The organism is Streptomyces sp. NPDC023527 (genome assembly GCF_055560115.1).
The window spans coordinates 76,575-101,997 of sequence record NZ_JBVHJJ010000016.1 but is presented as its reverse complement, the minus strand read 5'-3'; the positions used below and the strand labels follow the sequence as shown (position 1 = coordinate 101,997).

The 25,423-nt window shown below is 74.0% G+C and carries 25 protein-coding genes and 1 tRNA gene; 16 read left to right on the top strand and 10 right to left on the bottom strand.

The window, feature by feature from the left end:
- The first annotated feature begins 22 nt into the window (after positions 1–22).
- A complete protein-coding gene (locus ACZ303_RS28155; RefSeq protein ID WP_467343272.1) occupies positions 23–595 on the top strand; it encodes a helix-turn-helix domain-containing protein in 573 nt (190 codons plus the stop codon).
- 16 nt (positions 596–611) lie between these two features.
- Here the strand turns inward: ACZ303_RS28155 and ACZ303_RS28150 are convergent, their stop codons facing one another.
- Entirely contained in the window at positions 612–1,019 is a 408-nt protein-coding gene (locus ACZ303_RS28150) for a CoA-binding protein (RefSeq protein ID WP_467343271.1), read from the bottom strand.
- 57 nt (positions 1,020–1,076) lie between these two features.
- On the opposite strand from ACZ303_RS28150, the gene ACZ303_RS28145 reads away from it, so the two are divergent.
- Complete coding sequence (locus ACZ303_RS28145; protein ID WP_467343270.1) at positions 1,077–1,727, top strand: YigZ family protein; 651 nt, start codon at positions 1,077–1,079, stop codon at positions 1,725–1,727.
- Here the strand turns inward: ACZ303_RS28145 and ACZ303_RS28140 are convergent.
- Positions 1,718–2,596 carry a polysaccharide deacetylase family protein gene (locus ACZ303_RS28140; protein ID WP_467343269.1) on the bottom strand — a complete coding sequence of 293 codons (879 nt, stop codon included), beginning with the start codon at positions 2,594–2,596 and terminating at the stop codon, positions 1,718–1,720. The two genes, ACZ303_RS28145 and ACZ303_RS28140, sit on opposite strands and share 10 nt — an antisense overlap.
- Before the next feature lie 435 nt (positions 2,597–3,031).
- On the opposite strand from ACZ303_RS28140, the gene ACZ303_RS28135 reads away from it, so the two are divergent.
- The 3 genes from ACZ303_RS28135 to ACZ303_RS28125 all read left to right on the top strand — a co-directional run bounded on the left by ACZ303_RS28135 (position 3,032) and on the right by ACZ303_RS28125 (position 6,081).
- Positions 3,032–4,846, top strand: coding sequence for a sensor histidine kinase (locus tag ACZ303_RS28135; RefSeq protein ID WP_467343268.1), 1,815 nt, complete (start codon positions 3,032–3,034; stop codon positions 4,844–4,846).
- Complete coding sequence (locus ACZ303_RS28130; RefSeq protein ID WP_467343267.1) at positions 4,837–5,481, top strand: LuxR C-terminal-related transcriptional regulator; 645 nt, start codon at positions 4,837–4,839, stop codon at positions 5,479–5,481. The genes ACZ303_RS28135 and ACZ303_RS28130 overlap by 10 nt, the downstream gene beginning before the upstream one ends.
- A gap of 129 nt (positions 5,482–5,610) precedes the next feature.
- Positions 5,611–6,081, top strand: a complete 471-nt coding sequence (locus ACZ303_RS28125; protein ID WP_467343266.1) for a hypothetical protein — start codon at positions 5,611–5,613, stop codon at positions 6,079–6,081.
- A gap of 261 nt (positions 6,082–6,342) precedes the next feature.
- Here ACZ303_RS28125 and ACZ303_RS28120 read toward each other — a convergent pair whose 3' ends face one another.
- Positions 6,343–6,891: an AAA family ATPase gene (locus tag ACZ303_RS28120; RefSeq protein ID WP_467343265.1), complete on the bottom strand. Its 549-nt coding sequence runs from the start codon at positions 6,889–6,891 to the stop codon at positions 6,343–6,345.
- Positions 6,892–7,096: 205 nt separating this feature from the next.
- Here ACZ303_RS28120 and ACZ303_RS28115 point away from each other — a divergent pair, with 205 nt between their 5' ends.
- The gene (locus ACZ303_RS28115; RefSeq protein WP_467343264.1) at positions 7,097–8,263 is read left to right on the top strand and encodes an exonuclease SbcCD subunit D; all 1,167 of its coding nucleotides are present in this window, start codon (positions 7,097–7,099) and stop codon (positions 8,261–8,263) included.
- Positions 8,260–11,403, top strand: coding sequence for an AAA family ATPase (locus ACZ303_RS28110; RefSeq protein ID WP_467343263.1), 3,144 nt, complete (start codon positions 8,260–8,262; stop codon positions 11,401–11,403). The genes ACZ303_RS28115 and ACZ303_RS28110 overlap by 4 nt, the downstream gene beginning before the upstream one ends.
- Here the strand turns inward: ACZ303_RS28110 and ACZ303_RS28105 are convergent.
- Positions 11,393–11,839: an Lrp/AsnC family transcriptional regulator gene (locus tag ACZ303_RS28105; protein WP_467343262.1), complete on the bottom strand. Its 447-nt coding sequence runs from the start codon at positions 11,837–11,839 to the stop codon at positions 11,393–11,395. The genes ACZ303_RS28110 and ACZ303_RS28105 overlap by 11 nt on opposite strands.
- A 94-nt stretch (positions 11,840–11,933) precedes the next feature.
- On the opposite strand from ACZ303_RS28105, the gene ACZ303_RS28100 reads away from it, so the two are divergent.
- From ACZ303_RS28100 to ACZ303_RS28090, 3 genes are all read left to right on the top strand, one after another.
- On the top strand, positions 11,934–12,425 hold the full coding sequence (locus tag ACZ303_RS28100; RefSeq protein WP_467343261.1) for a rhodanese-like domain-containing protein: 492 nt from the start codon (positions 11,934–11,936) through the stop codon (positions 12,423–12,425).
- 64 nt (positions 12,426–12,489) lie between these two features.
- On the top strand, positions 12,490–12,720 hold the full coding sequence (locus tag ACZ303_RS28095) for a hypothetical protein (protein WP_467343260.1): 231 nt from the start codon (positions 12,490–12,492) through the stop codon (positions 12,718–12,720).
- The gene (locus ACZ303_RS28090) at positions 12,720–13,091 is read left to right on the top strand and encodes a toxin Doc (RefSeq protein ID WP_087929196.1); all 372 of its coding nucleotides are present in this window, start codon (positions 12,720–12,722) and stop codon (positions 13,089–13,091) included. Before ACZ303_RS28095 ends, ACZ303_RS28090 begins: the two co-directional genes overlap by 1 nt.
- Before the next feature lie 58 nt (positions 13,092–13,149).
- Here ACZ303_RS28090 and ACZ303_RS28085 read toward each other — a convergent pair whose 3' ends face one another.
- The 4 genes from ACZ303_RS28085 to ACZ303_RS28070 form a co-directional block, all read right to left on the bottom strand.
- Positions 13,150–14,835: a DUF885 domain-containing protein gene (locus ACZ303_RS28085; RefSeq protein WP_467343259.1), complete on the bottom strand. Its 1,686-nt coding sequence runs from the start codon at positions 14,833–14,835 to the stop codon at positions 13,150–13,152.
- A gap of 66 nt (positions 14,836–14,901) precedes the next feature.
- Positions 14,902–16,245, bottom strand: a complete 1,344-nt coding sequence (locus tag ACZ303_RS28080; protein WP_467343258.1) for a GNAT family N-acetyltransferase — start codon at positions 16,243–16,245, stop codon at positions 14,902–14,904.
- A gap of 97 nt (positions 16,246–16,342) precedes the next feature.
- Positions 16,343–17,737, bottom strand: coding sequence for a dihydrolipoyl dehydrogenase family protein (locus tag ACZ303_RS28075; protein ID WP_467343257.1), 1,395 nt, complete (start codon positions 17,735–17,737; stop codon positions 16,343–16,345).
- 17 nt (positions 17,738–17,754) lie between these two features.
- Positions 17,755–18,669, bottom strand: a complete 915-nt coding sequence (locus tag ACZ303_RS28070) for an alpha/beta fold hydrolase (RefSeq protein WP_467343256.1) — start codon at positions 18,667–18,669, stop codon at positions 17,755–17,757.
- A gap of 260 nt (positions 18,670–18,929) precedes the next feature.
- On the opposite strand from ACZ303_RS28070, the gene ACZ303_RS28065 reads away from it, so the two are divergent.
- From ACZ303_RS28065 to mug, 3 genes are all read left to right on the top strand, one after another.
- Positions 18,930–19,349, top strand: coding sequence for a hypothetical protein (locus ACZ303_RS28065; RefSeq protein WP_467343255.1), 420 nt, complete (start codon positions 18,930–18,932; stop codon positions 19,347–19,349).
- 91 nt (positions 19,350–19,440) lie between these two features.
- Positions 19,441–20,883: an adenylosuccinate lyase gene (purB, locus tag ACZ303_RS28060; protein ID WP_467343254.1), complete on the top strand. Its 1,443-nt coding sequence runs from the start codon at positions 19,441–19,443 to the stop codon at positions 20,881–20,883.
- Between the two features lie 145 nt (positions 20,884–21,028).
- Positions 21,029–21,571, top strand: a complete 543-nt coding sequence (gene mug / locus ACZ303_RS28055; protein ID WP_467343253.1) for a G/U mismatch-specific DNA glycosylase — start codon at positions 21,029–21,031, stop codon at positions 21,569–21,571.
- Between the two features lie 23 nt (positions 21,572–21,594).
- On the opposite strand, the gene ACZ303_RS28050 is transcribed toward mug, so the two are convergent.
- Complete coding sequence (locus ACZ303_RS28050) at positions 21,595–22,338, bottom strand: ABC transporter permease (protein WP_467343252.1); 744 nt, start codon at positions 22,336–22,338, stop codon at positions 21,595–21,597.
- A 4-nt stretch (positions 22,339–22,342) separates the two neighbouring features.
- A complete protein-coding gene (locus ACZ303_RS28045) occupies positions 22,343–23,266 on the bottom strand; it encodes an ABC transporter ATP-binding protein (RefSeq protein WP_467343251.1) in 924 nt (307 codons plus the stop codon).
- A 107-nt stretch (positions 23,267–23,373) separates the two neighbouring features.
- Between ACZ303_RS28045 and ACZ303_RS28040 the strand changes: the two genes are divergently transcribed.
- The 3 genes from ACZ303_RS28040 to ACZ303_RS28030 all read left to right on the top strand — a co-directional run bounded on the left by ACZ303_RS28040 (position 23,374) and on the right by ACZ303_RS28030 (position 25,361).
- Positions 23,374–24,576 carry a sensor histidine kinase gene (locus ACZ303_RS28040; protein WP_467343250.1) on the top strand — a complete coding sequence of 401 codons (1,203 nt, stop codon included), beginning with the start codon at positions 23,374–23,376 and terminating at the stop codon, positions 24,574–24,576.
- A gap of 4 nt (positions 24,577–24,580) precedes the next feature.
- The gene (locus ACZ303_RS28035; protein ID WP_467343249.1) at positions 24,581–25,231 is read left to right on the top strand and encodes a response regulator transcription factor; all 651 of its coding nucleotides are present in this window, start codon (positions 24,581–24,583) and stop codon (positions 25,229–25,231) included.
- A 56-nt stretch (positions 25,232–25,287) separates the two neighbouring features.
- A tRNA-Lys gene (locus ACZ303_RS28030) sits at positions 25,288–25,361 on the top strand.
- Positions 25,362–25,423 lie beyond the last annotated feature (62 nt).

Here is a 25,423-nt window from a genome sequence, read left to right as displayed (position 1 = left end):
GCTAAAATATTGGACGGAAGCAGTGACGGACTTCGACCAGCTCACCCAGTCGCTCGCCCGCAACCTCAAGCGGTGGCGCGGCGAACGCAACTTCACGCTCGATGCCCTGGCGGCTCGTTCCGGAGTCAGCCGCGGCATGATCATTCAGATTGAGCAGGCCCGTACGAACCCCAGTGTCGGGACGACCGTGAAGCTCGCCGACGCGCTCGGCGTCAGCATCACCACGCTGCTCGACCAGGAGCAGGGCGCCCGGGTCCGGCTCGTGCCGGAGGAGCGGGCGGTGCGGATGTGGGCCACGGAGGCCGGCAGCCACACCACCCTGCTCGTGGGCGCCCAGGGGCGCGGGCCGCTGGAACTGTGGGACTGGCTCCTGGTCCCCGGCGACAGCAAGGACTCCGACCCGCACCCGCCCGGCACGGTCGAGATGCTGAGGGTCACGGCCGGCGAGCTCACGCTCGTCGTGGACGGCGAGGAGCTCACCGTGGTCGCCGGCACCTCGGCGACCTTCGACGGCGGTCTCGCGCACACCTACCGCAACAGCGGCACCGAGGCGGTGGAAATGACGATGGCGGTGTCCATCCCGTCGGTGGGCTGATCCCCCCCGGGGGGGGCTAGCCCAGGGACCTCAGCTCGATCGCCGGGCAGCGGTCCATCACCATGTCCAGGCCGGCCGCGCGCGTCCGCTCGTACGCCTCCTCGTCGACGACGTCCAGCTGGAACCAGACCGCCTTCGCGCCGATCGCGACGGCCTCGTCGGCGACGGCGCCGGCGAGGTCGCTGTTGACGAACACGTCCACCACGTCGACCGGAAAGGGGATTTCGCCCAGAGTGGCGTACCCCTTCTCGCCGTGGACCGTCTCGGCCTTGGGGTGGACGGGCACGACGCGCTTGCCGTGGCGCCGGAGCACCTCGGCGACGCCGAACGCCGCTCGCCGCTCGTTGTTCGACAGCCCGACCACCGCCCAGGTGTCGCCGGTCCGCTCGATGATCTTCCGGATGATCCCCGCCTCTGCATACATGCCCGCTCAACGACCGGCCGGCAGGGAGCATTCCCGGGCTGCGCATAGGGTGGCCGGATGCAGGACCATTACCGGACGGTGGCGCGCGAGGGCGTGCACGAGATCGAGATCAACAAGTCGCGCTTCCTCTGCGCGCTCGCGCCCGCCGCGACCGAGGAGGAGGCGCAGGCGTTCATCGCGCGCGTCCGCAAGGAGCACCCGACCGCCCGCCACCACTGCTTCGCCTACGTCCTGGGCGCCGACGGGTCCGTGCAGAAGGCGAGCGACGACGGTGAACCCGGCGGCACCGCCGGCGTCCCCATGCTCCAGATGCTCGTACGCCGTGAGGTCCGGTACGTCGTCGCCGTCGTCACCCGCTATTTCGGCGGCGTCAAGCTCGGTGCGGGCGGGCTCATCCGCGCCTACGGAGGCGCCGTCGGCGAGGCCCTCGACACCCTCGGCACCGTGACCCGGCAGCGGTTCCGGCTGGCCACGGTCACCGTCGACCACCAGCGGGCCGGCAAGCTGGAGAACGACCTGCGGGCCACGGGACGGGCGGTGCGCGAGGTGGACTACGGCGCCGACGTGCGCATCGAGGTCGGGCTGCCCGAGGCCGACATCGAGGGCTTCCGGGCCTGGCTCGCGGACACCACGGCCGGCACGGCCGGCTTCGAGCTCGGCGGCGAGGCGTACGGAGACGTCCGAGCCGCCGGGTCGGATCAGACGTAGTCCTCCAGCCGGGCCAGCGCGTAGCCCTGCTCCGTGACCTCGCGCAGGACCAGCCGCAGCATGTCGGTCATGGTTCCGCCCCACGCCTTGGGGCCGTTGAAGTGGGTGAGGATGATGTCGCCGGGGTGGAACCGCTGGTCGTCGTGGCCGAATTCGATCCGGTCCGCGAACGCCTCCTCCATCCACAGGGGCGCGGCGCGGGCCCCGCACTCCTCGGCGACGGTCAGGGTGTCGGCGTCGAAGTCACCGAAGGGCGGCCGGAAGAGGTACGGGCGGACGCCGATCTCCTTCTCCAGCTTGTCCTGCTGACCGCAGATCTCCTCGTACTGCTCGTCCGCGTCGATCGTGATCATCTGCGGGTGGTGCAGGGTGTGGTTCTGGATCGAGACGCCGAGCGAGTGCAGCTCGCGGAAGTAGCCGTAGTCCTCGCTCACCGACTCGTGGGTGAGGAACGCGGAGAGCGGCACCTTGAGGTCGCGCACCATCCTCAGGAACTCGGGGTCCTTCGCGGCGCCGTCGTCGACGGTCAGGAAGACGATCTTCTCGGTGGTCGGCACATGGGTGAACGCGGGAATCAGCCCAGGGCCCTGATCGGCCCACTCCGGCGTGGTCAGCTCCGGTTTGGCCTTGGGCGGTGGAGGCGCCACCAGGGGGACCCGCTCCAGGCCCCACTTCTTCGCGGCGGCCGTCCGCGCCTGGCGGGTCTGTGCCGTTCCGGCCGGGGCCTGGCCGTCCTCGGACGCGGGCTGGAGCGCGTCCCAGTCGGAGCAGGCGGCGCCGCTCATGAGGACGAGGAGTACGGTCAGCAGCCACCCGGCGGTGCGGCGTGCGCCGCGACGCGATCCGGACCCGGAACGTATGAGTCGCATATTCCGGATCCTGGCAGCGGGCCCCCGCGGGCGCTCGCCCGATACGCCCATCGGTGACACGCCCGTGGCGAGGGCACCCCGCCACGGGCCCGCGGCTCAGTCGGTGTCGAAGGTGCCCCGGCGGCGAGGCGGGTGAGCTCCATTCGACGTGGAGGATACCGCGGTCGGCGCCATCGGCGCGGTCGAGCTCGTACCGCTGATCGTCTGCGGCCTCTATGGCGGTGCGCCCGCCGCCGAAGCCGATGTCCTACGACCGGCGGACCGACGAACACGCCGTACGAAGGCGCGAGCGCGAGGCGGCGGTCGTCGAGGCGGCCTGAGCGCGGACGCGTACGCGACACCGGTGACCGCGCGGGACAACTGCGCTTCCAGAACGCGCTGTTGAACGGCGCGGCCCATGCCGCCCGCGCGAAGGGCTGCCATATGGTGGTGTCCGTGGGAGGGGTTGGAGGCAGGACCGGCCCCGGTGCCCGGCGTGGGCGCGTCGCGCGGGACGGCGGCGGGCTCCGGCCGGTGCTCGGGGGTGCGGTGGCGATCGCGGCCGGGGCCGGGGGCGGGTGGGCCTACGGCCACGCCGGCGCGTCGCCCGCGGACATCCTCCGCGACCTGGCCGTCGGCTGGGCCTTCGCCGGCGCCGGCCTCATCGCCTGGTGGCGCCGCCCGGCCAACCGCACCGGACCGCTGATGGTGGCCGAGGGCGTGACGTGGTTCCTCGGCAATCTCCAAGGCACCACGGTGCCCCTGCTGTTCGCCCTCGGCGCCTGGTGGGAGGCGCTGAACCTCGCCGTGCTCGGGCACCTCCTCCTGGCCTTCCCCGACGGCCGCCTCACCACGCCCCTCGCCCGGCGCGTCGTGACCGCCGGCTATGTGCTCGTGGCCCTGGGCGGACTGCTGCGCGTCCTCACCTACGACCCCGCCGCCGACGGCTCCGCCACCTACCTCACCTGCGACGGCTGTGGGCCCAACGCCCTCCTGGCCCACGCCGACCAGGGCCTCTTCGACGCCATCGACCTCGTCTACCGGTGGGCGGGCGCGGCACTGACCGTCGTGGTCGTCGGCGCCATGGTGCGCGGCTGGCGGGCGAGCGGCCCGGCGCGTCGCCGGGCGCTCCTGCCGGCCTGGATCTCCGTCCTCATCGCCGCGGCCTTCGTCGGCTGGGAGATCCTCTACGTCCTGTCCCCCGGCCTCCTCGGCCCCGGCGAGGCGACCCTCGCGCTGCTGTCCGACCTGAGCGAGACCGCCGTCCCCGTCGCCTTCCTCATCGGCCTGCTGCGGATGCGACTGCGCCGCGCGGCCGTCGGCAACGTGGTGATCGAGATCGGCGCCGACCCCACGCCCCGCCGCCTCCAGGACGTCCTCGCCCGCCGGCTCGGCGACCCCTCGCTGCGCCTCGGCCTGTGGGCGGACGAGGCCCACGCACACCTCGACCCGGACGGCCGCCCGCTGCGCCGCCCCCGCCCCGGCTCGGGCCGCAGCGCCACCCCGGTGGACAGTCGCGACGGCCCGTCGGCGCTGCTCGTGCACGACGCGGCCCTCGACGACGACCGGGAGCTGCTGGCGGCGGTGAGCGCCTCCGTACGGCTGTGCCTGGAGAACACCCGGCTGCGCTCGGAGGCCGACCGCCGCGGCCGGGAGACCCGGGCGGTCAACTCCCGCATCCTCCAGGCCGCCGACCGCGAACGGCAGCGGCTCGAACGCGACCTGCACGACGGCGCGCAGACCCGGCTGGTCTTCGCCCTGATGGCCCTCCAGCGGCTCGACGCCCGCCTCGCGGACAGCACGGACGTCAAGCTGCGCCAGACGGTCGCGGAGACCGACCGCACCCTGCGCATGGCGCTGTCCGACCTGCGCGGCATCGCCCGCGGCATCCACCCCGCCGTCCTGACCCGCGAGGGCCTCGGCCCGGCGGTCACCGCGCTCGCCGAACAGGCCCACCTCCCGGTCGTCGTGTCGGTGGAACCGCGCCGCTGCCCGCCGCTGATCGAATCGACCGCCTACTTCGCCGTCTGCGAGGCCCTGTCGAACGCCACCAAGCACGCCCGCGCCCGGGCCGTGACCGTCACCGCCCGGCACACCGGCGGCCGGCTGACCGTGGAGGTGACCGACGACGGGATCGGCGGAGCGGACCCCGGCCGGGGAACCGGGCTGCGCGGGCTGGCCGACCGCCTGACCGCGCTCGGCGGCGTCCTGCGGGTGACGAGCCCGCCGGCCGGTGGGACGCGGGTCCGGGTGGAGCTGCCGTGCGAGTGACCGTGACCGAGGACTCCGTGCTCCTGCGCGAAGGGCTGGTACGGCTCCTGGCCGAGGCCGGCGTCACCGTCGCCGGCCAGAGCGGCGACGCCGGCCGGTTGATCGAGCTCGTGGCGGAACAACGCCCCGACGTGGCCCTGATCGACATCCGGCTGCCCCCGACGTTCACCGACGAAGGGGTACGCGCGGCCTGCGGCATCCGCGAGCGCTTCCCCGACGTGGGGGTGCTGCTGCTGTCCCAGTACGTCGAGGCCGGCAGCGCCGTCCAGGTGATGTCGAGGGACCCGAGGGGCTTCGGCTATCTGCTCAAGGACCGGATCGCGGACGTCGAGGAGCTCACCGCGGCCGTCAAACGCGTCGGCGCGGGGGAGTCGGTCATCGACCGGGAGGTCGTCGCCCGGCTGCTCCACCGCCGCCGGGCGACGAGCTCGCTGGACGAACTCACGCCCCGGGAGCGGGACGTGCTGGAGCTGATGGCCGAGGGGCGTTCCAACGAGGCCATAGCCGAGCGGCTGTTCGTCGGTGGCAAGACCGTCGAGACCCACGTCCGCAACATCTTCGCCAAGCTCGGCCTGGAGCCGAGCCTCACGGACCACCGGCGGGTGCTCGCCGTGCTGACCCACCTCCAGCGCTGAACCACCCGCGCGGTACGCCGATTTCAGGGCCTGCCCTGAGGTGCGGGGCCGTGGTCGGTCCTTCAATGGAGTGCGCCGGGAGAAACACCCGGAAGGCAACACAAGAGCACGTCCAACGGAGGAAAGCTCATGAACCCACGCAAGAGCCTCGCCGTCGCGACGGCCGCGGTGGCACTCGGCACCGGCCTGACCCTGGCCGCTCCCGCCGCGCAGGCGCAGACGGCGGCGAAGCCCGCGACCGCGACGGCGGTGGGCTCCACCGCCGACTCGCCCGCCGTGCAGGCGAGCTGGAAGCGGATCTGGGGCCCGGTCAAGCACTCACCCACCAAGTACTGGGCGACACCCGACTTCACGCCGCGCAGCAACGCGCTGGGGGCCCACGCCCGCTGCTGGAACGGCGGCGACGGCACCCGGCTCAAGATCGACATCGTGCGCAGCAGCGACAAGAAGGTCATCAAGAAGGGCGGCTGGGGCGTCTGCACCGGGGACTGGATGAACGTGGACGCGTTCAACGCCAAGCCCGGCCAGAAGCACTACATGCGCATCTACCTTCAGGGCAAGGCCCACACCATCGAGGCCCGGGCCTACCACAAGGTCTAGTGGCGCGACCGGCGCCTCCCCGCTGACGGCCGCCGCGGGCGCGTTCGTCCCACCGGCCCCGGCCGGCGGGGCGAACCGCTCCGGGCGCGGGGGCGTCGGGGCCGGTGGCGGTACGGGGGTGCGCCACCGGTGCCACCGGCGCGCCCGTGTCCGCGGTGGTCGGCCACGGGTGGGGGCGCGCAGCGCGAGGACGGCCATGTCGTCGTGGCCGTCGCCGGGCCGGGCCTCGGAGACCGCCTGGCCCAGCGCCTCACGGGTGACTCAGTGCCCGGAGCGTGGAGGTTCGGCGGCTCTCGCGGAATCGTGATCGTCGTCCGTGACGCGCACCAGGAAATCGCCCCGCCCGTCGAACGTCACCTCGTGCACGGCGTCGAAGCCGTCCGTCCGCCGCGGCCGGCGGAGCCGCTTGAGGGTGGCGTACATACCGACGTCCGGCACCCGCTCGCGGCCCTCCCGCGCCGCGTTCCGCTCCAAGGCACCCGCGACATCCGGCGGAAACCAGTACGCCACGACCCGCGCCCCGTACCGACGGCCCGCCGCGATGAGCGGCGCCCACTCCAGGGGCGACGGGTTGGTGTTGTCCACCACCACCGGCACCCCCTCGGCCAGTGCCTCCCCGACCAGCCGCATCTGCCGCCGCTGCCGGTGCCGGGCCCCGCGGAAGAGATCCTTGCTGACCAGGGCGTGCGTGCCGGAGAAGGTACGGGCGCAGAAGGTCGACTTCCCCGACGCCTGCAGCCCGACGAGCACCACGAGCTCCAGGGGGACGGGGTCCGGCCCGTCGGCCGGGACGGGCGGCGGCCGGTGCATCGCGCCTCCTCTCGCCTCGTTCACGGGTGGGTGATCAGCGTACGGACCGGTGTCGATCTCCGGCTCGCCGAGCCCCGGGCGGGGTGCCCTCCGCCGCCGACATCCGCGGTCCGGGCATCCGCGGTGCCGACATCGAGTACCGTGCTGGTCGGGGTTGAATCAGAGGCGTGGAGGAACGGGAAATCATGCAGGTCGGAGACCCGGCGTGAGACTGCTGCACACCTCCGACTGGCACCTGGGCCGGTCCTTCCACCGGATGAGCCTGCTCCGCGCCCAGCGTGACTTCATCGATCACCTCGTGGCCACCGTGGCCGAGCACCGGGTCGACGTCGTGCTCGTCGCCGGGGACATCTACGACCGGGCCGTGCCCCCGCTCACCGCCGTCGAGCTGTTCGACGAGGCGCTGCACCGGCTCGCCGACCTCGGTGTGCCCACCGTCATGATCTCCGGGAACCACGACTCGCCCCGCCGCCTCGGCGTCGGCGCCGGCCTCATCGAGCGGGCCGGCATACACCTGCGCACCGACCCGGCCGGCTGCGGCATCCCCGTCGTGCTCGCCGACGCGCACGGCGACGTCGCCTTCTACGGGCTGCCCTATCTGGAGCCCGCCCTCGTACGGGAAGAGCTCGGCGCCCGGCGCGGTGGCCACACCGCCGTGCTGGAGGCCGCCATGGAGCGGGTGCGCGACGACCTCGCCGCACGCCCCGCCGGCACCCGGTCCGTCGTCCTCGCGCACGCCTTCGTCACCGGCGGCACCCCCAGCGACAGCGAGCGCGACATCACCGTCGGCGGCGTCGCGTCCGTCCCCGCCGAGGTCTTCGACGGCGTCGACTACACCGCCCTCGGCCACCTCCACGGCTGCCAGGCCATCACCGAGCGCGTCCGCTACTCCGGCTCCCCGCTCGCGTACTCCTTCTCCGAGACCGACCACCGCAAGACCATGTGGCTGATCGACCTCGACGACGCGGGCACCGTCACCGGTGAGCGGCTCGACTGCCCCGTGCCCCGGCCCCTCGCCCGCGTCCGCGGCCACCTGGAGGACCTCCTCCAGGACCCCTCGCTCGACCGCCACGAAGAAGCCTGGGTCGAGGCCACCCTCACCGACCCGCAGCGCCCCGACGAGCCCATGGCCCGCCTCGCCACCCGCTTCCCGCACGTGGTGAGCCTCGTCCTCGAACCCGACCGGGCTCCCGACGACCCACTCGCCTCCTACGCCCAGCGGCTCCGCGGCCGTAGTGACCAGCAGATCGCCGAGGACTTCGTCGCGCACGTACGCGGCGGCCGCGGCCCCGACGACGCCGAGCGCGAGGTGCTGACCGCGGCGCTCGACGCCGTGCGCCTGACCGAGATCGCGGGCGAGGGGGCCCGATGAGGCTGCACCGGCTCGCGATCACCGCCTTCGGGCCGTTCGGCGCCACCCAGACCGTCGACTTCGACGAGCTCTCCGCCGCCGGCCTCTTCCTGCTGCACGGCCCCACCGGCGCCGGCAAGACCTCCGTGCTCGACGCCGTCTGCTACGCCCTCTACGGCGGCGTGCCCGGCGCCCGCCAGGGCAGCGGCCTCGCCCTGCGCAGCGACCATGCCGCACCCGAGACCCTCACCGAGGTGACGCTCGACCTCACCGTCGGCGGCCGCCGCCTGGAGATCACCCGGCGGCCCGAGCAGCTGCGCCCCAAGAAGCGCGGCACCGGCTTCACCCGCGAGAAGGCGTACAGCGCGCTGCGCGAACGCGCCGACGACGGACAGTGGCGAGGCCTCAGCCGCTCCCACCAGGAGATCGGCGAGGAGATCGGCCAACTGCTCGGGATGAGCCGGGAGCAGTTCTGCCAGGTCGTCCTCCTGCCGCAGGGCGACTTCGCCCGCTTCCTGCGCGCCGAGGACACCGCTCGCGGCAAACTGCTCGGCAAGCTCTTCGACACCGGCCGCTTCGCCGCCGTCGAGGACCGCCTCGCCGAGCTGCGCCGCGCCGCCGAGGAGCAGGTGCGCACCGGCGACGAGCGGCTGCTCGCCCTCGCCCACCGGATGCGGCAGGCCGCCGCCGACCCCGCACTGCCCGAGGTCGGCACGGCGTCGCCGTCGGCCGCGGACCCGTCGCCGGGCACCACCGACGCGGCCGGCGGACCCCACGCCGTCCCGGCACCCCGCGCCGCCGCGACCGGGCGGCGCGCCTCCTCCCGTACGACCGCACCCGCAGGACAGACACTTGCCCCCGGTGACGACGGCCTGGCCGACGCCGTGCTGGAGTGGGCGGCCCTGGCCCGTACGAACGCGCGCGAGCGGCGCGGGATCGCCACCCTGGCCGTACGGACCGCCGAGGACGCCCACGGCGCCGCCCGGGACCGGGCCGACGCCGTCCGTGAGCTCGCCCGCCTCCAGCGCCGGCACGCCGAGGCCCGGCTCCGCGCCGACAGTCTCGACGAGCGGCGGGAGGAGCTCGGGCGGATCCGTGAGCGCCTGGAGCGGGCCCGCGCCGCGGCCGCCGTGGTGCCCCTCCTGGAGGCGCGCGACCGGGCCGAGCGCGCACACCGCGCCGCGGCCGCCACCGAGGCGACGGCACGCGCCGAGCTGCCCGACGAGCACCGGGACGACGGCGTCGAGGCACTGACGGCGCTGGAGCGGCGGCTGCACGAGGAACTCGGCTCGCTCTCCGCCGCCCGCCGGGCCGAACAGCGGGCCGCCGACATCGTCGCCGAGCGCGGCCGCCTGGACCGGGACGCCCGCCGGGCCGAGGAGGCCCTCGCCGACGCGACGGAATGGCTCGCCGACTGGGACACCCGGCGCGCCGCCCACGAGCAGCGCGTGGAGACCGCGCTGGCGGCGGTCACCCGGGCGGCCCTGCTCGAAGGCGAACTGGCCCCCGCCCGGCAGCGCCTCGACACGGCCCGCGAGCGCGACCGCCTGGCCGCCGAGGTCGAGGCCGCCGAGCAGCGGCTGCGTGACGCGCGTGACGTCGCGGGCGCCGCCCGCGAGCACTGGCTGGAGCTCAAGGAGCGCCGCCTGCTCGGCTTCGCCGCCGAGCTGGCGGCCGGACTGAGCGACGGCGAGGCGTGCAAGGTGTGCGGCGCCACCGAACACCCCGCCCCGGCCCGGACCACCGCCGACCACGTGGACCGCGCGGACGAGGAACGCGCGCTGCGCCGCTTCGAACAGGCCGACACCGTACGCGCGGAGGCCGACCGGCGACTCGGTGGGCTGAGCGCGTCCCTCGCCGTGGCCACGGCCGGCGCGGGTACCGCCACCGTCGCCGAACTGGCCGGGCTCGCCCAGGACATCGAGCGGACCTATGACGCGGCGCGGGACGCCGGTGCCGACGTCCACGCCGCGCGCCAGGCCCTCGAAGCGGCGAAGCGCGAATACGAGCTGCGCCGCGAGGAGCGGCAGGCGGCACAGCTGCGGATCTCCGCCCACGCGGCCCAGAGGGACCGCCTGGACGGCGAACTGGCCGAGCTGGAAGAGGAGTTGAGGCGGGCGCGGGACGGCGCGGAGACCGTCGAGGAGCGCTCGGCCCTGCTGGAGCGCCGGCTGATGTGCCTCGCCGACGCGATCGACGCCGTACGGGCGGCCGAGGGCGCGGCGACGCTCCTGAAGGAAGCCGACGCGCGGCTCGCCGACGCCGCCTACCGCGCGGGCTTCGACACCCCGCGGCTCGCCGCGGCCGCCGCCCTGCCCGACGCCGCCCAGCGCGAGCTCCAGCACCGCCTCGATCAGTGGCGGAGCGAGGAGGCCGCGGTCGCCGCCGAGCTCGCCGACGGTGCGGCCGCGGCCGCCGCCGCGCGCCCCCCGGCCGACCCGGCGGCCGCCGAAGCCGCCGAGGAGGCCGCGACCCTCGCGCTGCGGCGGGCCTCCGCCGAGGAGTCCGCCGCCCGCACCCGCTGCGAGGAACTGGACCGGCTCTCCGCCCAGGCCCTGGCCGACGCCCGCCGCCTCGCCCCGCTGCGCCGGGAGCACCACCGCGTGGCGGGCCTGGCCGCGCTCGCCGCCGGCACCTCCGCGCTCAACGAGCGGAAGATGCGCCTGGAGTCCTACGTCCTCGCCGCCCGGCTCGAACAGGTCGCGGCCGCCGCGACCGTACGCCTGCGCCGGATGTCCGCCGGCCGCTACACCCTCGTCCACTCCGACGCCCGCACCGGAAGCCGTCGTTCCGGCCTCGGTCTGCATGTCATCGACGCCTGGACCGGCAGCGAGCGCGACACCGCGACGCTCTCCGGCGGGGAGACCTTCTTCGCCTCCCTCGCCCTCGCCCTGGGCCTCGCCGACGTCGTCACGGAGGAGGCCGGCGGGGTACGCCTGGACACCCTCTTCATCGACGAGGGCTTCGGCAGCCTCGACGAGCAGACCCTGGACGAGGTGCTGGACGTGCTGGACTCGCTGCGGGAGCGGGACCGCACCGTCGGCATCGTCAGCCACGTCGCCGACCTGCGGCAGCGCATCCCCGCGCAGCTCCAGGTCGTCAAGGACCGCGCCGGCTCGGCGGTACGGCACCGCACGGCGGGCGCCGTCCTCAGCGGCTGAGCGCCCGTCGCGCCAGCGGTGAGGAATAGACGATGCTCGTGGTCACCGAACCGAGCGCGCCGATCCGGCCGGCGACCTCCTCCAGATGCCGCATCGAACGCGCCGCCACCTTGATCACGAAGCAGTCGTCGCCCGTGACGTGGTGCGCCTCCAGGACCTCCGGCGTCGTGGCCAGCAGGTCGTGGAAGGGCTTGTAATTGCCGTTCGGGTAGCGCAGCCGTACGAACGCGAGCACCGGCAGCCCCAGCTTCTCGGGGTCCACGACGGCGGTGTATCCGCCGATGACACCCGCCTCCTCCAGCCGGCGGACCCGTTCGGTGACGGCGCTGGGGGACATGTTCACGGTGCGCGCCAACTCGGCGAAGCCCGCGCGGCCGTTGGCCTGGAGGGCGTCGAGGATGCGCCAGTCGGTGGCGTCAGGGGAATAGCCGGTCATAGCCGATGTCTAGCAGTGGAAACACCGGTTGAACAAGGGTTTTCCCGGGGAATGACCATTCGCACAGCGGCGCGCGGCCCGTAGATTTTCTGCCATGACCACCACCGCTTCCCCCGCGAAGAACCCCGTCAGCGCCGTTCTCGCCGCCCCGCCCGCCGCCCCCGACGCCGCCGCGGCCTACTTCGCCGCCCGCCTCGCCTTCCACACCGACGTCGCCGACGTCCACACCGCGCTCGCCGCCGGCGCCACCGACTTCGTCGTCCTCGACTCCCGCTCCACCGCGGCATGGGACCAGGGCCACGTCCCCGGCGCCATCCACCTGCCGACCGCGCAGATCCCCGCCCAGGCCGCCGCGTTCCTCGACCCCGCCGTCCCCGTCGTCGTCTACTGCTGGGGTCCCGGCTGCGACGGAGCCACCCGCGCCGCCCTCGCCCTCGCCCGACTCGGCTACCAGGTCAAGGAGATGCTGGGCGGCATCGAGTACTGGATCCGCGAGGGCTACGCCGTGGAGACCTGGGAGGGCACCCGGCAGTCCCCGGCGGACCCGCTGACCGCGCCGATCGGCGCGGACGACTGCGGATGCTGAGGGCGCCCACACACCCGGGCGAAGCCTCTGTCCGGCCACGGTACTGTCCCGGTACCGTGGCCCCATGCCGGCACTCAACATCGAATTCACCGAAGAGGAGCTCGCGGCCATCCGCGAGGCCGCCGCCGCCGACGGCAAGAGCATCAAGGCGTATGTGCACGACCTGTCCGTGCGCGAACAGCAGCGGCGCCGCTTCGTGGAGCGCGCCGCGAAGTTCTGGAACGAACACATAGAGGAATTCGACGCCGCCTTCCCCGAGGAGGCGCCGGGGTCCGAAGGCGGTGCGGCCGCCTGATGTCGCTGCTCATCGACCTGCCCTGGCTCCTGGGTGTACAGGAGCAGAAGCTGTACGAAGAGCCTGCCGTCCACGACTACACCGCGCTCGCCGCGGCGGTCTCCCGGCACGCCTTCGACGTCGCGAAGTTCGACCACGAGCCCGACGCCGCCTGGCGCGCCGCGGCCCTGATGCACACCCTCGTCCGGCTCCAGCCGCTCCCGGTGCGCAGCAGCCTCTACGCGTGCATGGTCGTCGTGGCCTACATGGCCGCCGCGGGCGAGGGCATCGACCCGCCCTACGGCTCCATAGTGGACCTGGCCCGGGACATCAAGGAGTACCGGGTCGACGTCTACGAATGCGCCGACCGCATCCGCGCCTGGCGCATCTGACCGCCCCGAGCGGCGGGCGTCTCCCGCGCGGAACGCCCGCCCGCCGCACGGCGGAGCCTCAGAGCGCCGACAGCTCCGCCACCAGGTCGTCCAGGCCCAGCGACCCCTGCGACAGCGCCGCCATGTGCCACGCCTTCGCGTCGAACGCGTCGCCGTGCGCCGCGCGGGCCGCCTCGCGCCCGGCCAGCCAGGCCCGCTCGCCGAGCTTGTAGCCGATCGCCTGGCCCGGCATGCCGAGGTAGCGCACCAGCTCGCTCTCGACGTAATCCGCCGGGCGGCCGCTGTGCAGGCCGAAGAACTCCCGGCCCAGCTCCGGCGTCCAGCGCTCACCGGGATGGAAGGGGGAGTGGCCGGGGATCTCCAGCTCCAGGTGCATGCCGATGTCCACGATCACCCGTGCCGCGCGCATCATCTGCGCGTCCAGATAGCCCAGCCGCCGCTCGGCGTCGGTCAGATACCCCAGCTCGTCCATCAGCCGCTCGGCGTACAGCGCCCACCCCTCGCAGTTGGCGCTGACCCCGCCGAGGGTCGTCTGGTAGCGGGAGAGCCGGTCCGCCACGTGCGTCCACTGCGCGAGCTGGAGGTGATGGCCGGGCACGCCCTCGTGATACCAGGTCGACACCAGGTCGTACACCGGGAATCGGGTCTCGCCCATCGTCGGCAGCCAGGTGCGGCCCGGGCGGGAGAAGTCCTCGGACGGCTCGGTGTAGTACGGGGCCGCGGCGCCGCCCGGCGGGGCGATGCGGGACTCCACCCGCCTGACGCGCTCGGCGAGGTCGAAGTGGACGCCGTCCAGCGCCTCGATCGTGGTGTCCATCAGCTCCTGGAGCCAGCGCCGCACCTCCTCGACGCCCTCGATGTGCGTGCCGTGGACATCGAGATGGGCCAGCGCCTCCCACGGCGTCTTCGCGCCCGGCAGGACCTTCTCGGCCTCCTCGCGCATCTCGCCGAGGAGGCGGTGGAACTCCGACCAGCCGTACGCGTAGGCCTCGTCCAGATCCAGGTCCGCGCCGTTCCAGTAGCGGGACCAGCGGGCGTACCGCTCGCGCCCGACCACGTCGGGGGACCCTTCGACGGCCGGGGCGTAGACCTCGCGCAGCCAGTCGCGCAGCGCGGCCAGGCCGCCGGTCGCGGCGGCGGCGCCGGCGTCCAGCTCGGCCCGCAGCTCTTCGGGCCCCTCGGCGGTGAACTCCGCGAACCAGCCGCCGTCCGTGCCGATCCACTCGTCCAACTGCCCGAGCACCGTGGTGACCTGGCGGGGACCGCCCGGCATCTCGCGGTCGAGGCCCTCGGCCAGCGCGGCCCGGTAGCTCTCCAGCGACGCGGGCACGGCCCGCAGCCGCTCGGCGACCGCCGACCAGTCCTCGGCGCTGTCGACCGGCATCATGGTGAACACCTCGCGCACCGCGTGCAGCGGCGAGTGGATGTTGCTGACCGCGCGCAAGTGCTCGCCCGCCTCGTGTACGGCCAGTTGGGCGGTCAGCCGCTCCCTCAGCAGCCGGGCGCAGCGCCGCTCGATGTCGTTGTCCGCGCCGGGCCGCCGCTCCGCCTCGGCGAGCCGGCCGAGGGTCGTCCGGGCCAGCTCGGCCTGGGCGTCCCAGCCCGCGGGGGAGAAGTCCGGCAATCGTCGTGCGGACTCCGCCACTCCGAGGTACGTGCCGGTGAGGGGGTCGAGTTCGATGAAGGCGTCGACGTAGGCGTCGGCGACCTGGCGCGGCAGCGGGGCGCTGATGTTGTTCGGCATGTGGTCATCCTCGTACGCGGGACGCGGCCGCGTCAGGGGATTTCCGGGTCGGCCGGGAGACGGGCGTCAGGGCCGCACCGGCACGGGCGCCGGTGCGAGCCGGGCGGTGATGACCAGCGTGCCCTCCTCGATCTGGTAGTCCAGCGGCAGGTCCAGGGCGCGCATCGCCGCCACCATCCCGGTGTTGGACGCCTGTGTGACGGCGTAGACGCTCGCGCAGCCGGCCTCCACGGCCAGCGCCAGCAGCCGGGACAGCAGCTCCCCGCCGACCCCGCGCCGCTGCCAGGCGTCCTCGACGAGCAGCGCGATCTCGGTCTCCTCGCCGTCCCACAGCAGGTGGCCGAGCGTCACCAGCCGGCCGGAGGCGGTGTACGCGGCCAGGGTCCGGCCGAAGCGCGGGCTGAGCAGGTGGCGCAGATAGCGGTCGGCGTCACCGACCGGGCCGTGGTAGCGCAGGGCGAGCGTCGAGGCGGAGCAGCGCTCGTGCATCTCCCGCGCCGCGGCGAGGTCACCGCCGTCGGCGCGGCGGACGGTGATCTCATTGCCCTCGGGCAGCGTCAGCACATCACTGCGCGGTGGCACCCGCGGGCCGAGCCGGGCGTCCAGCTCGACCAGCGCGCGGGCGCGCGCGAACTCCGTGGGGGTGAACGGCAGATACGGGCGCTCGATGGTGATCGACCCGCCCGAGGGGTCGCGCAGCCGCATCACCGTGTCCTCCCACACCCCTTCCGCCGGCACGGGCTCGGCCGGCGCGCCCCCGCGGGGCGAGCGGGCGGGGACGGAGCGGATCGTGCAGCGGCCGAAGAGCTGCCGCAGCGCCAGCGGGAGCTCGGCGGCGTCGAGCGCGGTGCGGGTGGCGAGATGGAGGGCCCGGGTCGGGGCGTCCACCAGGTCGTGGGCGTCGGCGCGCTCCAGCCAGGTGTCGCTGCCGCCGCCGTGGGCGGCGGCGTCAGTGAGCTCGGTGGCGGTCAGCTTCTCCGGGGCGCGCAGCAGCAGTTCGTCGACGGCCCCGTCGGCCAGCGGATGCGTCTGCAGGGCGAGGATGTCGACGCGGTGCCGGGCCAGTGCGAGGCACAGCGCGGCCAGGCTGCCGGGTTCGTCGCGCACGGTCGTCCGCATCCGCCACAGCGCCGTGTCGCCGGCGCCCTCGGGGCCGGACGCCGCGGGTGCCGCCCCGGTCCCCTCCTCGGCGCGGTGGCGCCGTGCCCACCAGGTGTGGAAGCCGGTCGTGGCCAGCAGGGCGGCGGCCGAGGCGGCGAGGACGATCCGTCCGTCGGGGCCGTGCGCCACGGTGTTGGCCACGGAGTCGGCGGCGGCCACCGCCGTGAACAGGGCGGCCAGTTCGACCAGGTCCCGACGCCAGTGGTGGTGCGGCCGGTGCGGGGTCTTGGTGGAGGTCTCGTCCGTCATGGCCCCACCATGACCGAGCGGTGTTGCGTGATCACGAACAGCTTGTGACCGATGGGTAAAGCGCGCGGCTTGTAGGCAACCGCCCCGATTGCGCGTCCTACCCGGAGACCTCGCCCGACCGCAGGTCGGCGAGCGCGTCCTCCACGGCCCGGTGGAACGTCGGATAGGCGTAGATCATGTGCCGCAGCGCCTCGACGGGCACCCCCGCCTGGACGGCCACCGCCAGCCCGTACATCACCTCGCCGCCCGCCGGGCCCGCCGCGGTCGCGCCGACGAGCACGCCCCGGTCGAGGTCCTCGACCAGCTTGACCAGGCCCTCGTTGCCCGCCTTGTGGATCCAGCCGCGCGCCGAGGACGGCACCGGCGCCAGGCCCGTGCCCACCCGCAGCCCCTTCTCCCGGGCCTGCTTCTCCGTCAGGCCCACCGCGCCGACCTCCGGATCGGTGAACGTCACCCGGGGCAGCGCGCGGTAGTCGGCGTCCGGGCCCGGCTCGCCGAGGACCGCCCGCACGACGATCTCTGCCTGGTACATCGCGACGTGCGTGAACGCGCCGTGCCCCGTCACATCCCCCACGCCCCACAGCGCGGGTGCCGCGAGCAGCCGGCCGTCCACTTTCAGCGAGCGTGCCCCGGGGTCCAGGCCCACGGTCTCCAGGCCGAGGTCCGAGAGGTCCACCCGGCGGCCCGTGGACACCAGCAGCCGATCGGCCGTCAGGTCCGTGCCGTCCTCCAGGGAGAGGGTGAAGACGTCCCCCTGCCGGCGGACCCCGGTCGCGCGTGACCCCGTCCGCACGGTCAGGCCCTCGTGGCGCAGGACCTTCTCCAGCAGCTCGCCGGCCTCGGGCTCCTCGGCGGGCAGCAGCCCGTCCATGGCCTCCACGATCTCCACGCGGGTGCCGAAACGGGCGTAGGCCTGGGCGAGCTCCAGGCCGATCGCGCCGCCGCCGAGCACGAGCAGCGAACTCGGCGCCTCCTTGGCGGAGACCGCCTCGCGGTTGGTCCAGTACGGCACGTCCGCCAGGCCGGGCACCGGTGGCGCCGAGGGCTTGGTGCCCGTCGCGATCACGACGCCGAGCCGCGCGGTGAAGACCGGGTCCCGCGCACCGCCCGTGCCGGTCACCCGGACCTGCCCGGGCCCGTCCAGCCTGCCGCGCCCGCGCACCAGACGGCCGCCCTTGCCGGTGAAGCGGTCGGCGGCGACCTGGTCGTTCCAGTCGTCCGTGGCCTCGTCGCGGATCCGGGCGGCCACCGGGGCCCAGTCCGGCACCACCCCCGCGGAGCCGGCCATGCCGGGGACGCGCCGCGCCTCCGCCAGCAGATTCGCGGCGCGGATCATCATCTTGCTCGGCACGCACCCCCAGTACGGGCACTCGCCGCCGACCAGCTCCGCCTCCACGCCCACCACGCTCAGCCCCGCCTCGGCGAGGCGGCCGGCCACGTGCTCACCGCCCGGGCCCATGCCGATGACGACGACATCCACCTGCTCGGCCATGGCACCGCACCTCCCGCTCACCTCGCTGGGTGCTCCCCACCTTCCCACCCGCCACTGACAGCGTCACTGTCCGACGCGCCTGGGCGGGCGGCCCTCACCGGTCGGCGCGAGGTGTCGAGGATGACGCGGGCGACGAGCGCCGGGTCGTCGTTCATGGGGACGTGCCCGCAGCCGGGCAGCCGGACCAGGCGCGCGCCGGGGATCACCTTCTTGGCGCGGACGCCCTGGCGGCGGACGAGCAGCCGGTCGTTGCTGCCCCAGGCGATGGTGACGGGCACGTCCGGGACGTCGTGGACGAACCGCACCGTACGGCCCGCTGCGAGCGTGGCGCCGAAGCCGGTCGCCGCGCGCAGCGCCTCCGTCTCGGCGATCACCGCATCCGGCGAACGCCGTCCGGGCCGTGCGTAGATGGGGCTGACCAGGGCCGCGCGCCCCACCGCCGTACGGGCCAGCCGCGCCACGGTCGCCGGCGGCAGCGTCACGGCGCCGCGCCGCATCCCGAGCAGCATCCCGAAGGCGTACCGGCGCTCGGCTTCGTTCCAGAAGCCGGCGGGGGAGAGGGCCGTGACGGACCGTACGAGCTTGTCGTGCCCCAACTGCAGGGCGAGCAGACCGCCCAGGGAGTTGCCCGCGATGTGCGGCCGCTCCACACCGAGCGCCTCGAACAGCGCGCCGAGCACGGGGACCACGCCCGCCAGGCCGTACTCGACCCCTTCGGGCAGCGCGGGGGAGCGGCCGAAGCCCGGCAGGTCGACGGCGATCACATCGCGCTCGGCGGCCAGGATGCCGGTGACCGGGTCCCACGCCTGGAGGTGGTGGCCGATCCCGTGCAGCAGCACCAGGGGCTCGCCGCCGCCGTGCCGTTCGTAGGACACCTCGACCGTGCGCTGCCCGGCGGGGGTGTCGATGGGGAAGGCGACCGTGTCGGCCATGGGACGGCTCCTCGTCATCCGGCGGTGACTCCTGAGGTATTGAGACAGGATGTCAGCAACGATTACCGCTGGGTAGACCTTGTTCGATAAGGGGTCGAGGAGGGGTTCGACGAGGGGCCGGCGGGGTCTCGGCGCGGTCCGTCCGCCGGGTCCGCCGACCGGGTGGCCGCGAGCTTGCGCGGCGGTGACCGGGACCGCACAGTGACATGGGCGGTCACCGTTCGCGCAGGACTGAGCACACCGAGCACCGGGAGTGAGTGATGACGGCACGCCAGCGGAAGGTCGGCAAGCGCAGCAGGCCCACCCGGAAGGCGAGGGCCCGCGGGGCCGCCGTCCGTCGTCTGGCGAGGAGCAGGAAGGTCGTCGGGCGCCTCGCCCACCGGCGCGACCGCGCCGTCCGGCGCACCGTCCGCGCCTATCTGGCGGCCGTGATCAGCACCTCCGCGTCCCCCGCCCGCCAGGCCGGGCGGACGACCGCCGTGACCTCCGACGTCCTGTACACCCTGAAGCGGAACGGTGTGATCCGTCACCGGTCGCTCGTCCACTCCGTCACCGCCTACGTCCCCGCGACCATGGCCAGGGCCGTCGGAGCCGGCGACACCGTCGTGCTGCGCACCTACCGGCGCAGGCCCAAGGAGGGTGCGCCCGGTGCCCTCTACCGCGTGGCCCGAGCGCTGTGAGGCGACACCGGGGGCCGACGGCCCTTTCGTAGCTACGCACGAAGAGAGGCGAGGCGCGGACCTGCGCGAACCGCCTATAGACTCTCGACACGTGACTGCTGCGTCTTTGAAGCCCCGCATCCCCAACGTCCTCGCCGGCCGCTATGCCTCCACCGAGCTGGCCGTCCTGTGGTCCCCCGAGTACAAGGTCAAGCTGGAGCGGAAGCTGTGGCTCGCGGTGCTCCGTGCCCAGAAGGACCTGGGGATCGAGGTGCCGGACGCCGCCCTCGCCGACTACGAGCGGGTCCTGGACCAGGTCGACCTCGCCTCGATCGCCGAGCGCGAGAAGGTCACCCGCCATGACGTGAAGGCCCGGATCGAGGAGTTCAACGACCTCGCCGGCCATGAGCAGGTCCACAAGGGCATGACCTCCCGTGACCTCACGGAGAACGTCGAGCAGCTCCAGATCCGGCTCTCGCTGGAGCTCGTACGCGACCGCGCCGTCGCCGTCCTGACCCGCCTCGGCAAGCTCGCCGGCGAGCACGCCGAGCTGGTCATGGCAGGCCGCTCGCACAACGTCGCCGCCCAGGCCACCACCCTCGGCAAGCGCTTCGCCACCACGGCCGACGAGCTGCTGGTCGCCTACGGGCGGCTGGAGGAGCTGCTCGGCCGCTATCCGCTGCGCGGCATCAAGGGTCCGGTCGGCACCGCACAGGACATGCTCGACCTGCTGGGCGGGGACGCCGCGAAGCTGGACGAGCTGGAGCGCCGCATCGCCGGCCACCTCGGCTTCGCGCAGGCCTTCACCTCCGTCGGCCAGGTCTACCCGCGCTCGCTGGACTACGACGTGGTGACCGCGCTGGTGCAGCTGGCCGCCGCCCCCTCCTCGCTCGCCAAGACCATCCGCCTGATGGCCGGGCACGAGCTGGTGACCGAGGGCTTCAAGCCGGGCCAGGTCGGCTCGTCCGCGATGCCGCACAAGATGAACACCCGCTCCTGCGAGCGCGTCAACGGCCTCATGGTCATCCTGCGCGGCTACGCCTCGATGACGGGCGAGCTCGCGGGCGACCAGTGGAACGAGGGCGACGTCTCCTGCTCCGTGGTGCGCCGCGTCGCGCTGCCGGACGCGTTCTTCGCGCTCGACGGCCTGCTGGAGACCTTCCTCACCGTCCTCGACGAGTTCGGCGCCTTCCCCGCCGTCGTCGCCCGCGAGCTGGACCGCTACCTCCCCTTCCTCGCCACCACCAAGGTGCTGATGGGCGCCGTACGGGCCGGGGTCGGCCGGGAGGTCGCCCACGAGGCGATCAAGGAGAACGCGGTGGCCTCCGCGCTGGCCATGCGCGAGCAGGGTGCCGAGCGCAACGAGCTGCTCGACAAGCTGGCGGCCGACGAGCGGATCCCGCTGGACCGCGCGGCCCTGGACGCCCTGATGGCCGACAAGCTCTCCTTCACCGGTGCCGCCGCCGACCAGGTCGCCCTGGTCGTCTCCCGCATCGAGGAGATCGCCAAGCAGCACCCGGAGGCGGCCGCCTACGCCCCCGGCGCCATCCTCTGACGCTTTCCCCCGCGTCTCACGGACCGCCCGCCGCCGTGTCCTCCCCGGACACGGCGGCGGGCGGTCCGCGTTTTCCGGCCTGTCCGTCCGAGGACCTGCCGCACGGACCGTGTGAGGGCGCTCGGGGGCACCGCCTATCATCGGGATGTCCTCTGCTCCGTCGATCAAGGTGGGCCGCACAGTGGTAGGTGACGTGGTCGCGGAGGATCTGCGGGTCCTGTTCTGCGGGATCAACCCGGGGCTGATGTCCGCCGCCACCGGGCACCACTTCGCCCGGCCCGGCAACCGCTTCTGGCCCGTGCTGCACCGGTCCGGCTTCACGCCCAGGCAGCTCGCCCCGGCCGAGCAGGAGGAACTGCTCGCGTACGGGCTGGGCATCACCAACGTCGTGGACCGGCCCTCCGCACGGGCCGACGAGGTGAGCAAGGAGGAGTTCCGCGCGGGCGGGCTGCTGCTCACCGAGAAGGTGGCACGGCTGCGGCCCCGGTGGCTGGCGGTCGTCGGCGTCACCGCGTACCGGATCGCCTTCGACGACAAGCGCGCGGTGATCGGACCGCAGGAGCGGACGATCGGCTCCACCCGGGTCTGGGTGCTGCCCAACCCCAGCGGCCTCAACGCCTCGTGGCCGCTCCCGCGGATGACCGAGGAGTACGAGCGGCTGCGCGCCGCCGCCGACGAACCCCTCTGATCCCCCCGGGCCGGCCCCCCCGCTCAGGCGTCCCGGTGGCGCAGCGACCACCAGCCCGCCGCCGCCGCGACCCCCGCCCACAAGGCCGCCACCCCGAGCCCCGCCCACGCGCCGAGCAGGCCCTCCGGCGCCGCGTGCAGGATCTGCTGCCCGGCCCGGTCCGGCAGGAACTGCGAAACCCTGCCCACCGCCGAATCCGTGTCCCCGCCGAGCACCGGCGAGAGGAAGCAGACGAGAGGGACGAGCAGCCCTATCGTGCCGACCGTGCTGCGCAGCACGGCCGCCACACCCGCGGACAGCACGGTCAGCAGCGCGAGATGGAGGCCGCACCCGGCCACCGCCCGCAGCGCCCCGGGCGCGCCGAGACCCAGACCGTGCTCACCGAGCATCCCCTGTCCCACGAGGAACCCGCACACCCCGGCGAGCAGCCCGGCGGCGAGCGCGAGCCCGGTGGTGACGGTCAGCTTGGCGGCGTACAGCAGTCCGCGCCGGGGGACGGCGGTGAGCGAGACGCCGATGGAGCCGCGGGCGTATTCCCCCGCCACCATCAGCGCGCCGAAGCAGACCGCGGCGATCTGGCCGAAGGAGATGCCGAAGAACGAGGCGAAGAGGGGCTCGAAGTCCCGGTCGGCGCTGTCGCCCTGGAGCGCGCAGACCAGGACGGAGATGCCCGCGGTCGTCACGAAGGCGCTCGCGAGCGCGACGACCAGGGCGCGGACCGAGCGGAACTTGACCCACTCGGAGCGGAGGACGGCGGTGAACGACATCGGGTCAGACCCTCTCGGTGGTGGAGGCGGTGTATTCGGCGGCTTCGGCGGTCAGATCGAGATAGGCCCGCTCCAAGGAGCCCCGCTCGTCGGTGAGTTCGAGGAGCGGAATGCCCTCGCGGGCGGCGAGGGCACCGATGTGGGCGGCCTCGGCCCCGTCGACGGTCCAGCCGCCGTCGCCGTCGGGCTCGGCGGTGAACCGGGTCCCGGCGAGCGCCTCGCCCAGCCGCTGCCCCTCCGTGGTGCGCAGCCGTACGCGGGGGCGGGTGCGGTCCTTGACGAAGGCGTCCATGGAGCTGTCGGCGAGCAGCCGGCCCCGCCCGAGGACCAGCACATGGTCGGCGGCCTGTGCCGTCTCGCCCATCAGATGGCTGGAGACCAGCACGGTCCGGCCCTCTCCCGCCAGCCGCCTCATCAACTCCCGGATCCAGATGATGCCTTCCGGGTCGAGCCCGTTCGTCGGCTCGTCGAGCATGAGGACGGGCGGGTCGCCGAGCAGCGCGGCGGCGATGCCGAGCCGCTGGCGCATGCCGAGGGAGAAGGTCCGTATCCGCCGCCGGGCGACCTTCGCCAGCCCCGCCTCCTCCAGGACCTCACCGACCCGGCGGGCGGGGAGGAGGTTGCTGTGGGCGAGGGCGAGCAGGTGGTCGCGTGCGGTACGGGCGGGATGCGCGGCCGTCGCGTCGAGGAGCGCGCCGACGTGCCGCAGGGGCTCGGCGAGCGTCGCGTACGGGCGCCCGCCGACGGTGGCGGTGCCGGACGTGGGCCGGTCGAGGCCGAGGACGACGCGCATAGTGGTGGACTTGCCCGCGCCGTTGGGCCCGAGGAATCCGGTCACGCGGCCCGGCTCGACGGTGAGGCTGAGGCCGTCCACGGCGCGCACGGAACCGTAGCGCTTGGTGAGTCGGTCGATGGTGATCGAGGTCATGGCCCAAGGCTGTCGCGGTGGGCACGGCGGCGGCTTCCCTCCCGCGTGGGTGATCTCTCCCCCACGTGGGGGAGGCCGCCCCCGGGGACTGTTGAAATGATGTGAGCATGCTCGCTCTGCTGCGGCCGCTCACCCGGGCGGTCACCTATACCCGCTGGCTGCACCTGGTCATGGCCGCCGTGCTCGGCGCGGTCTTCGCGTTCGTCTTCCCCGGCGTGGGAAACCTGGACGGCCGGCACGGCGGATGGCTGCTGGTGTGGCCGCTGCCGTTCCTGACCGCGATGGCGATGATCCCCGGCGTCCGGCTGTCGGAGGGGACGCAGGCCCGGCTGCTGCTGTTCCCGAGGGTGGGCGACGAGGGGGATCCGGGGGTCGCCGCGTCGCCTTCCGCGTCCTGGGGAGACCGGTGGCGGACCGCGCTGTGGCTGGTGCTCCGGTACGAAGTGGGCATGGTGCTGGCGTTCCTGAGCGTGCATCTGCCGACGCTGGCCGTCTCCCTCCTCGGCTCCGCCGGCGAACCGGGCGACAAGCCGCTGCTGTGGCCGCCCGGTGATCACGGCTGGTACGCCCTGCTCGCCCCGCTGCCCGTCCTGCTCCTGCTGGCCGCGACCGTCGCGGCCGGCACACTGACGGCGGCGGCCGCACGGTGGCTGCTCGGCCCCTCGGCGGCGGAGCGGATCGCCGCGCTGGAGGAGCGCACGGACCGGCTGCTCGAACACAACCGGCTCGCCAGGGAGTTGCACGACTCCATCGGCCACGCCCTGACCGTGGCCGTGGTGCAGGCCGGCGCGGCGCGGGCCGCGGGCTCCGAGGAGTTCACCCAACGGGCGCTGGCCGCCATCGAGGACACCGGGCGGCACGCCCTTGAGGACCTGGAGCGGGTGCTGAAGGTACTGCGCGAGGACGCGCCGCGACCGGGCGACCGGCCTTCCCTCACCGACACCGGACGCCTCCTGGAAGCGGCGCGCGGCTCGGGGGCGCACGTCACGGCCGAGCTCACCGGCGACCTGGACACGATCCCCGGGCCGGTCTCCCGCGAGGGCTACCGCATCGTGCAGGAGGCGCTCACCAACGTGCTGCGGCACGCCGGGCCCGTACCCGTGACCGTACGCATAGCGGCCCGCACGGACACGCTGGAGCTCGACATCCGCAATCCCCTGCCCGACCGCGCGGCCGCCGTGACGGGTGGCGGCAGCGGGCTGCGCGGCATCCGCGAGCGCGCGGCGCTGCTCGGCGGCCGGGCCGACACCGGTGCGCACGAGGGCGCCTGGCGGGTGCGGGCGCTGCTCCCGCTGGACGGGCGGGGATGATCCGGTGGCGATAACCGTGCTGCTCGTCGACGACGAGCCCCTCGTACGCGCCGGACTGCGCGCCATCCTCGAAGCACAGCCCGACATCGAGGTGGTGGGCGAGGCCGCGGACGGCGCAGCCGTGCTGCCGCTGGTGCGCGGGCTGCGGCCGGACGTGGTCGCGATGGACGTGCGGATGCCGCTCATGGACGGCATCGAGGCGACGCGGACGGTGCTGCGGACCGTCCACCCACCGCCGAAGATCATGGTCGTGACGACCTTCGAGAACGACGAGTACGTCTACGACGCGTTGCGCGCGGGCGCGGACGGCTTCCTGCTCAAGCGCGCCGCACCCGCCGAAATCGTGCGGGCGGTACGGACGGTGGCGGCCGGCGAGTCGCTGCTCTTCCCCGTCGCGCTGCGCGCGCTCGCGGCCGAGCGCGGCAACGAGCGCGCCCGCGCGGCGATGGAGCGGGCGGCGCTGACCGCGCGGGAGGCCGACGTCCTGCGGCTGATGACGCGCGGGATGTCCAACCCGGAGATCGCCCGCAGCCTGCTGCTGGGCACCGAGACGGTCAAGACGCACGTCAGCGCGGTGCTGTCCAAGCTGGGGGCGCGGGACCGGACGCAGGCGGTGATCGCGGCGTACGAATCGGGGTTCGTCACCCCGGGATGAGCCCCCGCCCGTAACGCGGTTGGGCGCACCGCTGATCACCCAGTAGTATGTACACCGCGCCGCTAGCTCAGTTGGCTAGAGCGGCTGACTCTTAATCAGCAGGTCCGGGGTTCGAGTCCCTGGTGGCGCACCGACAACGGCGAGGGCCCTCACGTCACGTGAGGGCCCTCGCCGTGTATCCGGCCGCGTGCC

Excerpts from the sequence above, each read along its gene's own strand:
- ACZ303_RS28150 (WP_467343271.1), bottom strand. The coding sequence starts at position 1,019 with ATGTATGCAGAGGCGGGGATCATCCGGAAGATCATCGAGCGGACCGGC.
- ACZ303_RS28145 (WP_467343270.1), top strand. The coding sequence starts at position 1,077 with ATGCAGGACCATTACCGGACGGTGGCGCGCGAGGGCGTGCACGAGATC.
- ACZ303_RS28140 (WP_467343269.1), bottom strand. The coding sequence starts at position 2,596 with ATGCGACTCATACGTTCCGGGTCCGGATCGCGTCGCGGCGCACGCCGC.
- ACZ303_RS28125 (WP_467343266.1), top strand. The coding sequence starts at position 5,611 with ATGAACCCACGCAAGAGCCTCGCCGTCGCGACGGCCGCGGTGGCACTC.
- ACZ303_RS28120 (WP_467343265.1), bottom strand. The coding sequence starts at position 6,891 with ATGCACCGGCCGCCGCCCGTCCCGGCCGACGGGCCGGACCCCGTCCCC.
- ACZ303_RS28110 (WP_467343263.1), top strand. The coding sequence starts at position 8,260 with ATGAGGCTGCACCGGCTCGCGATCACCGCCTTCGGGCCGTTCGGCGCC.
- ACZ303_RS28105 (WP_467343262.1), bottom strand. The coding sequence starts at position 11,839 with ATGACCGGCTATTCCCCTGACGCCACCGACTGGCGCATCCTCGACGCC.
- ACZ303_RS28100 (WP_467343261.1), top strand. The coding sequence starts at position 11,934 with ATGACCACCACCGCTTCCCCCGCGAAGAACCCCGTCAGCGCCGTTCTC.
- ACZ303_RS28095 (WP_467343260.1), top strand. The coding sequence starts at position 12,490 with ATGCCGGCACTCAACATCGAATTCACCGAAGAGGAGCTCGCGGCCATC.
- ACZ303_RS28090 (WP_087929196.1), top strand. The coding sequence starts at position 12,720 with ATGTCGCTGCTCATCGACCTGCCCTGGCTCCTGGGTGTACAGGAGCAG.
- ACZ303_RS28085 (WP_467343259.1), bottom strand. The coding sequence starts at position 14,835 with ATGCCGAACAACATCAGCGCCCCGCTGCCGCGCCAGGTCGCCGACGCC.
- ACZ303_RS28080 (WP_467343258.1), bottom strand. The coding sequence starts at position 16,245 with ATGACGGACGAGACCTCCACCAAGACCCCGCACCGGCCGCACCACCAC.
- ACZ303_RS28075 (WP_467343257.1), bottom strand. The coding sequence starts at position 17,737 with ATGGCCGAGCAGGTGGATGTCGTCGTCATCGGCATGGGCCCGGGCGGT.
- ACZ303_RS28070 (WP_467343256.1), bottom strand. The coding sequence starts at position 18,669 with ATGGCCGACACGGTCGCCTTCCCCATCGACACCCCCGCCGGGCAGCGC.
- ACZ303_RS28065 (WP_467343255.1), top strand. The coding sequence starts at position 18,930 with ATGACGGCACGCCAGCGGAAGGTCGGCAAGCGCAGCAGGCCCACCCGG.
- mug (WP_467343253.1), top strand. The coding sequence starts at position 21,029 with ATGTCCTCTGCTCCGTCGATCAAGGTGGGCCGCACAGTGGTAGGTGAC.
- ACZ303_RS28050 (WP_467343252.1), bottom strand. The coding sequence starts at position 22,338 with ATGTCGTTCACCGCCGTCCTCCGCTCCGAGTGGGTCAAGTTCCGCTCG.
- ACZ303_RS28045 (WP_467343251.1), bottom strand. The coding sequence starts at position 23,266 with ATGACCTCGATCACCATCGACCGACTCACCAAGCGCTACGGTTCCGTG.
- ACZ303_RS28040 (WP_467343250.1), top strand. The coding sequence starts at position 23,374 with ATGCTCGCTCTGCTGCGGCCGCTCACCCGGGCGGTCACCTATACCCGC.